This window comes from Streptomyces sp. 150FB (assembly GCF_000818195.1).
In the GTDB taxonomy this organism is placed as follows: Bacteria; Actinomycetota; Actinomycetes; order Streptomycetales; family Streptomycetaceae; genus Streptomyces.
In genome coordinates this window covers 4,107,964-4,120,718 of the sequence record NZ_JTHL01000001.1, presented here as the reverse complement: position 1 = coordinate 4,120,718, position 12,755 = coordinate 4,107,964, and the positions used below count along the sequence as shown (strand labels likewise).

General features: G+C 67.7%; 15 protein-coding genes. 10 read left to right on the top strand and 5 right to left on the bottom strand.

Annotation, left to right across the window (positions count from 1 at the left end; genetic code table 11):
* Positions 1 to 21: 21 nt before the first annotated feature.
* The 7 genes from QR77_RS17550 to QR77_RS17525 all read left to right on the top strand — a co-directional run bounded on the left by QR77_RS17550 (position 22) and on the right by QR77_RS17525 (position 4,572).
* On the top strand, positions 22 to 879 hold the full coding sequence (locus QR77_RS17550) for a helix-turn-helix transcriptional regulator (RefSeq protein ID WP_040022814.1): 858 nt from the start codon (positions 22 to 24) through the stop codon (positions 877 to 879).
* 128 nt (positions 880 to 1,007) lie between these two features.
* Positions 1,008 to 1,481 (top strand): ATP-binding protein, encoded by a 474-nt coding sequence (locus tag QR77_RS17545; protein ID WP_078877831.1) that lies wholly within the window; start codon positions 1,008 to 1,010, stop codon positions 1,479 to 1,481.
* A gap of 3 nt (positions 1,482 to 1,484) precedes the next feature.
* Positions 1,485 to 2,024 carry an NUDIX domain-containing protein gene (locus tag QR77_RS17540; RefSeq protein WP_040022812.1) on the top strand — a complete coding sequence of 180 codons (540 nt, stop codon included), beginning with the start codon at positions 1,485 to 1,487 and terminating at the stop codon, positions 2,022 to 2,024.
* A gap of 142 nt (positions 2,025 to 2,166) precedes the next feature.
* Positions 2,167 to 2,358, top strand: coding sequence for a hypothetical protein (locus QR77_RS17535; protein WP_052488848.1), 192 nt, complete (start codon positions 2,167 to 2,169; stop codon positions 2,356 to 2,358).
* A gap of 309 nt (positions 2,359 to 2,667) precedes the next feature.
* Positions 2,668 to 2,853 carry a hypothetical protein gene (locus QR77_RS45960; protein WP_150130400.1) on the top strand — a complete coding sequence of 62 codons (186 nt, stop codon included), beginning with the start codon at positions 2,668 to 2,670 and terminating at the stop codon, positions 2,851 to 2,853.
* A gap of 39 nt (positions 2,854 to 2,892) precedes the next feature.
* Entirely contained in the window at positions 2,893 to 3,369 is a 477-nt protein-coding gene (locus QR77_RS17530; RefSeq protein ID WP_040022810.1) for an SAM-dependent methyltransferase, read from the top strand.
* Between the two features lie 465 nt (positions 3,370 to 3,834).
* The gene (locus QR77_RS17525; protein ID WP_107068947.1) at positions 3,835 to 4,572 is read left to right on the top strand and encodes a PASTA domain-containing protein; all 738 of its coding nucleotides are present in this window, start codon (positions 3,835 to 3,837) and stop codon (positions 4,570 to 4,572) included.
* Between the two features lie 868 nt (positions 4,573 to 5,440).
* On the opposite strand, the gene QR77_RS17520 is transcribed toward QR77_RS17525, so the two are convergent.
* From QR77_RS17520 to QR77_RS17500, 5 genes are all read right to left on the bottom strand, one after another.
* Positions 5,441 to 7,165, bottom strand: a complete 1,725-nt coding sequence (locus QR77_RS17520) for a mobilization protein (protein WP_160310927.1) — start codon at positions 7,163 to 7,165, stop codon at positions 5,441 to 5,443.
* Positions 7,166 to 7,681, bottom strand: coding sequence for a plasmid mobilization relaxosome protein MobC (gene mobC, locus QR77_RS17515; RefSeq protein WP_040022799.1), 516 nt, complete (start codon positions 7,679 to 7,681; stop codon positions 7,166 to 7,168). It abuts the gene before it with no gap.
* 342 nt (positions 7,682 to 8,023) lie between these two features.
* Positions 8,024 to 8,785 carry a DUF2637 domain-containing protein gene (locus QR77_RS17510; protein WP_040022798.1) on the bottom strand — a complete coding sequence of 254 codons (762 nt, stop codon included), beginning with the start codon at positions 8,783 to 8,785 and terminating at the stop codon, positions 8,024 to 8,026.
* Between the two features lie 106 nt (positions 8,786 to 8,891).
* The gene (locus QR77_RS17505; RefSeq protein WP_040022797.1) at positions 8,892 to 9,587 is read right to left on the bottom strand and encodes an ATP-binding protein; all 696 of its coding nucleotides are present in this window, start codon (positions 9,585 to 9,587) and stop codon (positions 8,892 to 8,894) included.
* The gene (locus QR77_RS17500; RefSeq protein WP_040022796.1) at positions 9,584 to 10,498 is read right to left on the bottom strand and encodes a hypothetical protein; all 915 of its coding nucleotides are present in this window, start codon (positions 10,496 to 10,498) and stop codon (positions 9,584 to 9,586) included. The genes QR77_RS17505 and QR77_RS17500 overlap by 4 nt, the downstream gene beginning before the upstream one ends.
* Before the next feature lie 362 nt (positions 10,499 to 10,860).
* On the opposite strand from QR77_RS17500, the gene QR77_RS17495 reads away from it, so the two are divergent.
* From QR77_RS17495 to QR77_RS17485, 3 genes are all read left to right on the top strand, one after another.
* The gene (locus QR77_RS17495) at positions 10,861 to 11,376 is read left to right on the top strand and encodes a helix-turn-helix transcriptional regulator (RefSeq protein ID WP_052488847.1); all 516 of its coding nucleotides are present in this window, start codon (positions 10,861 to 10,863) and stop codon (positions 11,374 to 11,376) included.
* Positions 11,377 to 11,541: 165 nt separating this feature from the next.
* Positions 11,542 to 11,760, top strand: a complete 219-nt coding sequence (locus QR77_RS17490) for an excisionase family DNA-binding protein (RefSeq protein ID WP_040022795.1) — start codon at positions 11,542 to 11,544, stop codon at positions 11,758 to 11,760.
* A partial coding sequence (locus tag QR77_RS17485; RefSeq protein ID WP_040022794.1) for an integrase occupies positions 11,760 to 12,755 on the top strand: 996 nt, incomplete at its 3' end. The genes QR77_RS17490 and QR77_RS17485, both read left to right, overlap by 1 nt.

Below are 12,755 nucleotides of genomic sequence, written 5' to 3'. Positions count from 1 at the left end.
CGGCGGACGATCAGCCAGCTCATGCCCACGTCACCCCTCTCGTCAGCTCGGGCAGCTCGCGCGAAGATCGCCGAACGCCTGAAACAGGCAATGCTCGATGCCGGCTTGAACGGGCTGGAGCTGGCTGATCGCTGCGGCTGGCACAAGTCGAAGTCGTCGCGCATCGCACGAGGCGTAACGCCGCCCTCGGACGACGACATTCGCGCCTGGTGCGGCGCATGCTCCGTCCCCGAACTGGCAGCGGACCTCATCGCGGCGTCCAGGACGGCCGAATCGATGTACGTCGAGTGGCGCCAGCTCCACCGTGACGGCATGCGCCGGGTGCACGAGAAGACCACACCGCTCTACCAGCGGACCCGCACCTTCCGCGTGTACGCGTCCAATCTCGTACCGGGAATGCTCCAGATCGGTGAGTACGCGACGGGATTGCTGCGCTCGATCACGACCTTCCAGGGCACCCCCGATGACGTCGAGCAAGCAGTGGCCGCCCGCCTCGCCCGCTCTCGCGTCATCTTCGAAGGGGACCACCGCTTCTCTCTCCTGCTCGAAGAGACTGTGCTCTACTACCGCGTCTGCGACGACGCCGCTATGGCCGCCCAGCTCGGATCACTCCTGTCCGTCATGGCCAGGCCGAACGTGTCCCTCGGGATCATTCCCTTCGAGGCCAGGCGTACGGTCTGGCCGCTGGAGGCGTTCTACGCCTTCGACGACGCCCAGGTGGCCGTTGAGACGCTGACGGCTGAGATCAACGTGAGCGGTCCGGGCGAGATCCAGACCTATCTTCGGGCGTTCAATCAGCTTTCTCAGCACGCCTTGCGAGGGGCCGAAGCCCGCAGCCGCATCACGCGGGCGATCGATGCCCTCAATGCCCATGGATGAAATCGTGCAACCGCGTGCAACCGAGTGGACCTCCAACTTCGCTATTTCCTAGCTTCGTTGGTACGCACCGGATGGCTCGCGGCCCTGTCGCGGGTTCCAGCACTCGGAGGGGACCTATGGCTTCGCCCATGGCAGGCACGGGGCTGAATCTGTGGCAGTGCAACGACGCGCTCGCCGGGGTGAGCGCGGTCAAAGCGTTCAAGCCCCACAACAAGTCCGTGGGTGAAGCTCGCGCCTTCACACGAGACGCTCTTGCCGACGCGGACCTCCCTGTCGGCGATATCGAGGACATCGTGGTGTGCGTCTCCGAACTCGCCACCAATGCCATTCAGCACGGCACTCCGCGCGACGGCAGCTTTCAACTGGACATCCGCGTCGACCGGTTCAAGGTCCGGGTCGAGTGCCATGACCCAGTACGCAAGAGGCCCAGGCTTCGGGAACCCTCCCTTGCTGGAGAAGGAGGTCGAGGGCTCTTCCTCGTGAAGGCGCTGACCTCTCGGTGGGGTGTCGGCTTCCTCCCCTTCGGCAAGTTCGTCTGGTTTGAAGTCGACAGCAGGGTGACTGATCTGCCAGAGCGCGACCGGGCCAACGGGGAGGGGTGACTCGTGAGCGTTGTGGACAGCGATGTCGCGAAGGAACTGAACGGGTACCTGCATCTCCACCCTGACGAGACGATGAAGCTGATGCCGCTGTATGACGCGACCCAGGACCACGCGCGGCGCGGTCGGTGTCTCCACGAGAGTCGGTGCCCGGTCGTCAAGGCGGGCGCCGTGGTCCTGGACGACCAGGATCGAGTCCTCGTCTTGAGGAACGGTCGTCAGTGGGCCTTCGCGGAGGGCACTCCGGAGGCGGAAGACGAGTCCCTGCCCCGGACGGCTCTCCGTGTCTTGGAAGAGTTCGCAGGCGTCTACGACGTGTGGTTGTCGCCCGGCGAGCAGACGCCGCTCGTAGTCGATGTGTCGCCGGCCGCCCCGGAAGACGGGCTCCGACTCCGCGTGGGTTTCCGCTACTTCTACCGCGTTCACTCCGGCGCGCTTCCGCCCGGCATGGTCGAACGGGGAGAGGCGAACTGGCTTCGGCTGGCATCCATCGGCGACCCCCTCCTCCTGGAGCGGATCGAATCGCGGCTCAGGACCGTCGTATGAGCCCACGGGCCCGGCAAGTCACCTATGTCCTGGCCCTTGTGGTCGTTGGCTCAGGACTCGTAGCAGGGATCTGGAGAAGCTGATGCACAAGCCCGCGAAAACCACATCCGCTCTGCCTCCGGCCCCGTTGGGGACACGGGGCGTGGAGCGTCTGCCGAGCGACGTGCGGATCGGCGATTACGTCCTCGTTGGCGGACTCCACCACAAAATCGTCGACATGCGAGCCGGCGCCGGTCACAGACACAAGGTGCTGATCTTCTCGACGGGCGCCGTATGGACGATGGACTCCCCTCGCATGGTGTACCGGCCGATTGTGGAGGGCGGACATGGCTGACCCGGCGTCGCGGGATGGACTGCTTGGCACGCGCTGGTTCCGCATCTTCCTCGGGCGGGCCCCGGCGGAGACGGTGAGCCACTGGCGGCGTCTTTGATCGACAAGCGCGGTGGTGCGGGCCGGAGAGTTGGCCTACTTGCCCGGCTGGATGGCCTTCGACAAGGCCGAACACGTCGCCGTCCATCGGTACTTCGGCCTGGCTGTGAAGCTCGCGGCGCCTGTCGGCGATCCGCCTCCGGCTGGTCCCATCCTGCGTGCGATGGCGTGCCAGACCATAGACCTCGGGTTCAACACATAACGGGCGCGGGCGTGGAGGAAGCGTTGCGCAATGTGGGCAGCGTTCTGGGCGCGATGGAGGAGGGCATCTACTCCGGCCGTGCGCGGCAGGCGGTGGTGGACATGCGTCATCTCGTCTCCCTGTACCGGCGCCGGGGGATCCCGGTCGTCGCCGAGTTGGACGCCCGGGCTGCCGCGTATCTCGCGCGAGTAGATTGACCCCGTCGCCACGCAGGCGCGAAGGGGAGTGCGGATCGCATGACGAAGTCGCTGGAGATCAAGTCCATCGCCACCGTGATCGGCGGTCGCACCGAGCCCGTCGACGACCACTGGACCGGCACGGCGATCATCCGCCTGAACCCGGACTTCCCCGTTGAGGTCGTCCAGGGTCTGGAGGAGTTCTCCCACCTTGTTGTCGTATGGCACTTTCACCAGGCGTCCCCGGACGACGTGGCTCTCCACGCACGCAGTCCTCGCAACAACCCGGAGTGGCCGGCCTCGGGGACGTTCGTCCACCGCAACCACCGGCGGCCCAATCAGCTTGCCCAGTCTTTCCCCCGACTGCTGAAGGTCGACGGCCTGGACCTGCACGTCACGGACCTGGACGCGATCGACGGGAGCCCCGTCTTCGATCTCGCGCCCTACTTCAGGGAGATGGGTCCGCGCGGGGAAGTACGGGAGCCCGCTTGGCCGGGCGAGATGCTTACGGACTACTGGGCCGGACCGCAGGACTGACAACACCGCCTCTGTCGGGGTGCGTTCATTCTTACGGCCGTTCAGGAACGGGCCAGTGTGCGGGCGCAGAGTCCGCTGAAGCGAGTGCTGGGATGGCGGTGTTGTTCTCATGTCTTGAGCCAGACACCGACCTTCATTTCGATGCGGAGGCCGTCATCCGTCTGCACGTCGAGGTTGGTCCACTCCTGCTGGGGCCCGTTCGGGCCGACCGCTTGATGGAGAGGGAACCATTTGATCCGGCGCCATGTCGACTGCGCAGATGAGGCGGCGATTCCGAATTCTGGTTGAGGTGTCGTAGACCGCGCCATCGCTCTTCTGCGCATGTAGGTCACAGATCCGTCACTTCCGGAGGATTCGCTTCACCCAGCTCCTGACCGGGCCGTTACGGTCATGTCTCCACGAACCACCCTCGGGGGACGAATGAGTTGGAACACCCAGAACCAGCCGCAGTGGGGTCACCCTCCAGTGCAGCCACCGACACCGCCCAAGACAGGGCCCGGCTGGGCGCGGAAGCGAGTTGTCGTCCCTTCTGCGTTCGGTCTGTTCTTCATCGGCGTCATCACCGGTAGCGCGGGGAGCAGTGGCGTGGAAACCGCCAGCAGCGCGGGACCTGGCCCCAAAGCGACGGTCACTGTTACGGCTGAGCCCAAGCAGGCCGACAAATCCGACGACAAGCCGGCTGAGCCGAAAGAGAAAGCGAAGCCCTCCGCGGAGGACAGTGGCGAGGAGGCGCCCGTACCGAACTTCGCCGGCATGGGGCTTCAGTCCGCGCAGGATGCGGCCCAGGCCAAGGGCTTCTATGGTCTGTCGTCGCACGACAGCTTGGGCCGGGGCCGGCTGCAAGCCCTTGATCGGGACTGGAAGGTCTGCTCGCAGAACATCAAGGCAGGCAAGACGGTTGCCACGGAAAGCAAGTTGGACTTCGGCGCGGTGAAACTCGAAGAGGACTGCTCTGTCAACGACGAGGGACCTCTGGAAGCAGGGGGTAGCAAGATGCCGAATCTTGCTGGGAAGTCGGTGAAGGCCGCCCGCGGGGCCCTCGACTCAGGTGTGTCGGTCACCGTGACGGATGCTGCCGAGGACCGCATGGTGCTGGTGGAGAGCAACTGGAAGGTGTGCACTCAGACGCCGAGTCCAGGAACGGAGCTGAAGGGGCAGCCGGCCGAGATTACCGCAGTGAAGTTCGAAGAGGACTGCCCGTAGCGCAGCACGGAACCTCGACGGGATTGTGCATCGGGCGCGGACCTGGACGCAGTGGTGTGATCATCCTCTTGAGGCTGGCGAACAGGGGCACTTGGGCTGCTTCAAGGGCGGATGAAAGAGCGCGCCCACCAATCTGATGCTCTAGACAACAAAGAACCCCCCGGTTGCTGGCCTGGGGGTTCGTCGAGGAGCGAGTGACGCGATCGAACTCGTGGTCTGAGTTTAGGAATCACCGGTGCTTTTGTCGTTTCCCGTTGGTGGAGCGGGCTTGGCGTCCAGTGTGGCGAGCGCTTCGGAGATGCTTTTCTGGCCCGGGATGTCGTTGTGCGTGGTGGGGAAGCGGTGCGGTGGAAGGGAGCGTGGGTAGCCGGTGCGGTCGAGGTTCGGTATCTCCCATCCGGCCAACTCGGACTGCGTGAAGCTTTCAGGTCCTCGGGTGCGGAGACTGAAGGGGGCTTGTTGGTGGCCGTACTCTGTTCGCTGGAGAGTTCTGCGCGGTTCCGTGGGCGGTTTTTCCTTTTTGCTGCTTTCTCTGCAGTTGGTTCAAAGTGGCCTTGCTTGCTAGGAAACCTGCAGGTCACGCAGACTGCTCCCCGCGCCCCCGCGCCTGCGGGGATGGACCCATCACTCGCTCTACCGGGCCGAGCACCCGAACCTGCTCCCCGCGCCTGCGGGGATGAACCCGCGGGCTTGATCGCGTTGTTCCACAGCCACACTTGCTCCCCGCGCTTGCGAGGATGGACCCATGCTGTGCCGTACGGTCAGGCGCTCGGCGGTCTGCTCCCCGCGCCTGCGGGGATGTACCCCGCCTTGCGGTGGACCTTGATCGGAGCCCCGCCATGCGCGGCTCGCCTCCACGGCTGTTGTGTCAGCGGGCTCGGCCTCCGGGGGAGCTGGGCTGTATGAGCGGGGGCGGAGGGGTGTAGTTGGGCGGCTGGGTGGCGGTAGTGGTTTGGGGGCGGGGCGTGCTGCGTTTTGCGGGCGGTGTTGCGGCGGCGGGAAGTTTGCCGTTGTGGCGAAGGCGCCAGATGAGGACGTCGCTGAGGGAGCCGGCTGTGTCCAGTTCCCTTGTTCCAGCGGCCTGGTGGAGGAGGGCGGTGGTGTCCTGTCCGGCGCGCTCGGCTTCGGTGAGGGTGGCCGCGAGAGCGGGCCAGTTCGGCTCTTTCTGGATGCGGGCGGCGTGGTTGGGGAGGACAGCGCGGAGGGTGTCAGCGTGGCGGGCCTGCGTGTGGGGTGGGAGGTTCTGGCCCTGGGCGCGCATGTTGGTCATCGGGGTCTGTGCGGCTGTTCGGTAGGCGGCACGGAGGTGGTGGGCGGCTTGCTTGGCTGCGGCGGCTTGTTGGGCGTGGCCCCGGGCGGCGTGCCAGTGGGCGGCGGCGATGATGACGAAGATCAGCGTGTCGATGATCATGGCGCTGCTGGCCCCGTCCTCGCCTCGGCCCAGGGCGGGGCCGGCGTGGACGATGGCGCGGGCGGCTTGGCGCAGAGCGCGGTGATGGGCGTGTTGGGCATGGACGTGGGAGCGGGTGGTGTGTTCGAAGGCGCGGGCCGCTTCTCGTAGTTCGGCACGGATGTGGACCGGGGAGGTCTGGGCGAGGGCGTCGAGGAGTTCTCCGGTGCCGATCAGTTGGGCGGCCGCTGCTCCGTCGTCGTCGCTTTTCAGTACGCCCATGGCGCGGTCGGCCGGGGTGATGGCGTTGCGGCGCGCGTGTGAGGGCGTGTGTTGGGGCGGCGGCGTGGTGCTGGTTTTTTCGCCATGTTGGAGGCGTTGGCGGATGTGGGGGAGTGAGAGGTCGGGGGCGAGTTTGGCGCCGGAGAACCAGATGGGTTCGTTGTCGGCGTTGCGGTCGCCGACGATGGCGACGGAGTAGCCGATGGCGTCGCCTGAGGGTGCGATGCGCCTTTTGACGCGTACCCCTTCGTCTGCGAGGCGGGCGAAGAACTCGTCTTCGTGGGCAGCCCCGGCCAGGGCGGTGCGTACGTGTTCGCGCAGGCGCTCGCGGGCGGTGCGCCGGTGTCCCGTGCGGGCGGCTTTTTCTTTCTCCGCGCGGGTGGGGCGTTTGGCGGCGGTGTGGTTTCCGCGCTCGGCCTGGAACAGGCCGAGTTCGGTCTCGATGGCGATGAGTTCTTTGTTGACGCGTCGGTAGTCGTTCCAGTTTCGCGCGGGGGTGAGATCGCCTCGGACCTTGGTGGCGACGATGTGGATGTGGTCGTCGGCGTGCCGTACGGCGATCCAGCGGCATCCGTCCGGGTCGCTGTCGGGGGCGATGCCTGCGGCTGCGACGACTCGGCGCGCGATGGCGGCCCACTCGGTGTCGGTGAGGGTGCGGTCGGTGGGGGCGGCGCGTATCGAGCAGTGCCAGACGTGGCCTTCCGGTGCCCGCTCGCCGGCTTGTTTGACGCGTAGGTCCATGGCTTTCGCGAGTTGGGCGCGGGTGGCGTTTTCGTCGGTCGAGCGTCCTGGGTCGGGGGCGAATCCGTCCCAGGAAGCGACCAGGTGGGGATCGGTGTGTTCGTTGGCCCGGCCAGGGCCGTATAGGTAGTTGATGACGCCGCGCGTGTTGCGGCCGGGCTTGACGATGTTCGCGATCACCTATGCCGCCTTCGCGGACACCGCTCGATCGGCGATGTCGTCGAGATCGTTCAGCGTGGCGCGGACCTGCGTCAGGGTGTGCTCGGCCTGGGCGAGGACGGCTGTGTCCACAGGGTGTGTGGAACCGTCCGAGTTGAGGCGGTGGGCGATCTGGTTGACGTTGGTGCCGAGCTTGGCGACCTGGGTGCGTAGAGCTGCCAGCTCGTCGATGTAGTCGTCTATGACGGTTCGCTGGGTGGGTAGTTGGAGGTTGCCGTCGATGTGGGCCATTACGGCGGCCCAGACGTAGTGGGCGCCGGCGATGTTCAGGGAACGGGCCGCGGTCAGGATGCTGGACTTCTCGGCGACGCTGTAGCGGGCATCGACACGCTCTTTGCGCTGGCTCGTGTCGCGCTTGCGTCGGCGGGCGACGCGGTGGAACGCGGCTTCGTCTGCGGCGCGCGGCAGCGACGCGATGGCACTGGCGCGGGGCTTCTCCTCCTCGGGCACCCCCTGGTGCCCGAGTTCCTCCGCCACCCCCGGGGCGGAGGTTGCGCTGGACCGGCCGGTGGACGGTCCAGCGCCATTCCTTGCTCCGTCTGAAGGTGGGTTGTTCTGTATCGGGTGGGGCTGGGGAACAGTTTCGTGGTGCTGCTCGGACATCGTCGGCTCGTTTCCTCGGGTTTCGTGGGGTGTGGCTGCTCGTCGTTCGGTTCTCGGCGGGCCTCGGAGCGCTGCTTGTTGTTTGCGAGGGCCGGGAAAGGCGGACCGCAGCCTTTTCGTGTAGGCGTTTCGCTGGAGTCGCTCTGGCTCCCGGTCCGTTGACCGGGAGGGCGGACCGGAGTGACCGGTCCGCCCGTGGCCTGCGGAGACTTCCGGTCAGTGGCCGTCCTGCTCGGGCCGCAGGGTGGTCATGACCTGGGTGAGGCGGTCTTCGCTGAGGCTGTGGCCGGCGGACCGTACGGCTTCGCGGACCAGTGAGCGCGTCGGGCTTTCGTGCGCGGCGAACACGGGGCGTGCCAGGTCGAGGAGTTCGTCGAGTTCCGCACTGGGCGGCCTGCCGATCCGGCGGAGGCGGACCGGACTGGATTCGCTGCCCGCCGGCGTCGTATCCGGGCGGGTGCGCTGGATCTCCTGCTCGGGGCGGGCCGGTGTCTGAGGTCGGTGTTCGGCAGCATCGTGGCCGGTGTCGGCGGTCGGCGGCCGAGTGTTTGCGCGGGTGATGAGGATGTGGAGGTGGACGGCGCCCGCGAGGGCGAGTGGGGCGATCGTGGACAGGAGGCCGACCGTGGTGTCGCCGAGGTGCAACCCGGTGGTGCGGGTTTGCTGGTTGAGACGGACGGCGTGCAGGGCGTTGGCCCAGACGCTGGCCGTGGTCGCGGTGGCGAAGAGGGTCCAGACGTAGAAGCGGGCGCGGAAAGGGGCGTTGCGCAGAACGAGGAGGGCGCGGACGCCGTACGCGATGAAGCCGTCGATGACCAGGGGGAAGAGATAGGTCAGGACGGGGCGTATGTGGAGGGCGACGGCTATCTGCTGGAGCGCGTCGTAGGACAGGGTGCATCCGGCGGCGCCGAGCAGGGTGACGGCGGCGCGGTCCCAGGCGGTGGCCCGGTGGGGCGTGAGGGCAGTGGTCGGGGGCATGCGGGGATCTCCGGTGTGCGTTCTCTTCCGCGCGCGGGCAGGCGTCAGCGGACGACTGGGACGGCGGGGTGGCCTGGGGCTGGTTCGCGGTGGGCGCGGTAGCCAGTTATCCGGCGGGGTGCCTTCTGCGGTCGCGGCCGGTGAGGATGACGCGTTCGGTCATCTCGGAGAGGCGGGAGGCGACGCGGTCGCCGACGGCGTCGCGGAGTTCGGCGACAGGCAGGTTGGTGGTGACCAAGGTCGGCAGGAGCTGGTTGTAGCGGTGGTTGACCAGGCGGTACGTCAGCTCTTCGGTCCACTGCGACTGTTTGGCCGCGCCGAGGTCGTCAAGAAGCAGCAGCGGGCTGCGGGCCAGGCGCCAGAGCTGCTGTTCGGGGTCGGTTCCGTGTTGCGGGCGTTGGGCGGCGTAGAGGTCGGCGAGGGTGGTCGCTTCCCAGCGCAGCCGTACGCCCTCGCCGAGGAGGCCGCGGATCGCACCGTAGGCGTGGTGGGTCTTGCCTGTGCCGGTGGGTCCCGCGATCAGCAGGGACGGGCCGGTTGCGATGCCGGGTACGCCGCCGGGGCCTGATCGTCCGGTGCTGGCGATCTCGGCGATCCATGCTGTGACGCGCGGGTGGTTGGGGAGAGCGTGGCGGTAGCGGGGCGGGATCCGGGCGTCGGCCAGGTCCAGGGCCGTCACCTGTTCGGGGACCGGGTTCGCGGCGGTGCCCGCGTTCGGGTTGATGCCCCGGGCGGAGAGGATGGCGCCGATCCGGCTCACCGCGCCTGCGGCAGCGCGGGGTTCGCGGGTGGCGGTGGTCACAGGTCACCCCCGTAGGCGGCCTCGACGTCGGCGGGATTGGTCCAGGGCCGGTGCGGCGGGCGGGCGCCGGCCCCCGTGGGGGTGGCGTTCATGGCCTCGTTGACCAGGCTCGGCAGGACGCTGGGGCTCAGGCCCTTGGTCCGCAGGCGGTCCAGCCCGGCGCGGAGGTGGCCGACGGCGATGCCTTCGCGGAGGAGCTGGTGGACTTCACGGCCGAGGTGCCCGAGGACTTTCTCCGGTGGACGGTGTGCGCACGCGGCGACGTACTCGGCGAGGAGGTGCTTGGCCGAGGCGGTGGCGTCGGGCGCCGGGGCGCTTGCGGCCCCCGAAGGTATTGATCCTAGATCCAGGATCCTAGGTCCTAGATCCGGACCGTGAAGGCTCGGCGAGGGTTCACCGAGACCTCCGTGAGCCTTCAGTGAGGGGGTAGTGAAACGGCCTTGGCCTGCGGCTTTCTGGATTTCGCCGGTCGGCCGTGAGACCTCGGCGGGTTGTCCGTGAGGGCTCGGTGAGTCCTCACTGAGGGTTCGCTGAGCCTGCCGTGCGGGTTCACTGTTACCGGTGGCGTCGTGATCGGGGCAGGCTGGTGCCCGGATGCCGCTGGGGCGGTTGATCTTCTGGTGGCGGTGCCAGGTGACGATGTGCAGGTACTGCTTCCCGTCCTCGCCCTGGTAGCGGCAGATCAGGTCGGCTGCGGCGAGTTGGGTGAGGTCGTCCTCGACGCCGAGGGGGCCGTGGTCGGGACGCAGGGACCACAGCAGACCGGCGATGACGGCGGGCTGGTCGCGGAATCGGCCGTGGTCGTCGGCCTGGGTGAGCAGGCCGAAGAAGGTCCGCTCGGCGGACAGGGAGACCGCCGCCAAGGACTCGGAGGCGAAGGCTTCGGGCTTGATGGTGCGTATGCGGGCCATCACTCACCACCCCGTCTTCGGGGCGGGCGGGCGGTTGAGGGATGCGTGGACGGCGGCCAGGGCCGTACGCTGGTACACAGAAGTTCCTCTCGCGGCGGGCTCTGGGGCGGCAACCCCTTGCCAGTGCCGGTTGTGGTCGTTCAGGGATGGGCGGTCGTTTGAGGGTTCTGCTTCAGCCTCCCGGCGTGTCAGCGCCGGGGGGCTTTGTCGTTTCCGGGGGTCGGTGGGCAAGGTGCGGCGGTAGTTAAAACGATACCACAGCTATGCGGATAGCAGTGAGTGCTTGCAAGCGGCAGAATGACGTGTACTCTTGTAGTAATGCCGATTGCAGGAGTCCACTACGAATGGAAGGGGGTCCAGTCGTGCCCGACGACGAGGACACGCCCGGACCGAGCATCAGCCAGCTCGCCGGCGAGGAGAACATCGCGGTTCGCATCAAGCTCGAACGCAACGCCCGTGGTTGGAGCACCAACGCCGTGTCGGACCGGCTGAACGCCGCCGGCTACGAGATGAACCCCTCGGCGGTCTGGCGGATCGAGAACGGTCAGCGTCGGGTCACCGTCGACGACGCCCTGGGCTTCGCCGAGGTCTTCGGCATCTCCTTGGCCAACCTCGTCGGCCCGCCCAGACTCGCCTCCCATGCCAGGGCCATGGAGCTGGTCGAGGACATCCGCCGCGCCTACCGCGCGTCACACATGGCCAACCTCGCCGCATCCCAGGCCCGCGACGCCCTCGACGCCTACCTCGACGAACACCCCGACGTCCGCGAAGAAGCCGAGGCCGCCGCCTCCCTCGCCGTCGCCGAAGAACTCACCGGCCTGCCCCAGCCCTACCAGCAGCACGCCCGCCCGGCTCCCGGCCAGGGGAAGACCGAATAGCCCCCGCCCGCTGCTCCAACCCCGAACCGCCCATCCCTGAACCGCCACACCGGCAGGCCCACGGAGTTGCCGCTCCCGCGCCCGTCAGAAGAGGATCCCTCGTGCATCACCTCGCCATGCCCTCCACCTCCCATGCCCCTTCGCTGATGGAGGAGGTGGAGGCCCATGCCTGAACGCCTCCTCAACGTCGCCCAAGCCGCCGAGTTTCTCGGCACCGGAGAGCGCTTCGTCCGCCGTCTCATATCCGAGCGGCGGATCGCCTTCGTCAAGGTCGGCCGCCATGTGCGTCTCTCCGAGAAGGCGTTGGACGCGTACGTCGTGGCGAACACCGTTCAGCCGGCCACCCGCCGCCGGTCCCGTGCGTACTACGGGAAGGCCGCCTGATGCCTGCGGCGAAGGGTGTCAAGCGCCGCTTCGGGGCGGTCCGGCAGTACCGCTCCGGCCGCTGGGCCGCCAGCTACCTCGATCCCGCCGGTCTCCGCCGCCACGCGGCGGAGACGTTCCCGACAAAGACCGACGCCGAGGTCTGGCTCTCTCAGATCGAGGCAGATCTGACGCGGGGCGACTGGACGGACCCGGACGCGGGAGCGGTCAACTTCGAGGAGTACGCGCTGCGCTGGGTGGAGGAGCGGAATCTCGCCCCGACCAGCGACGAGTTGTACCGGAGGCTGCTTCGGCTGCACGTCCTGCCGACATTCCACTCTGTCGATCTCGACGAGATCACCTCCGGCCGCGTCCGGGGCTGGCGTGCCGAAAGGCTGGAGGCGACAGGAGCGACGACGGTCGCCAAGAGCTACCGCCTCTTGAAGGCCATCATGGAGACCGCCACCGACGACGAACTCATCCGCCGAAATCCCTGCCGTATCAAGGGGGCAGGCAAGGAGGAGGCCGAAGAACGCCCCATCGCCGACGTCGAGCAGGTCGACGCCGTGGCCGAGGCGATGGGACCGCGCTGGAGGCTGATGGTCTACTTCGCCGCGTACGGCAGCCTCCGACCGGAGGAGCAGGCCGAACTGCGCAGGTCCGACGTGACCCTGCCCGACGAGCCGGATGAGCTGAAGCGACGACGGGACATATCCCGGGAGCCCGTGCTGCTCAGGATCGTCCGGGCGTCACCGGAACTCACCACGGGGCGGCGCGCGACCGGCGACCCCAAATCCCGCGCGGGCAGGCGCGTCGTCGTCCTGCCGGGATTCCTGACCGTGGATGTGCGACGCCACCTCGACTGGTTCGCGGCAAAGGAAGAGGACGGCCTGCTTTTCGTCGGAGAGCGCGGGGCGCCATTCCGGCGTTCCACCTTCGGGCGCAAGTGGCGGAAGGCCCGTGCGGAAGTCGGCCTGCCCGAGGGCTTCCGCTTCTACGACCTCCGCCACACCGGG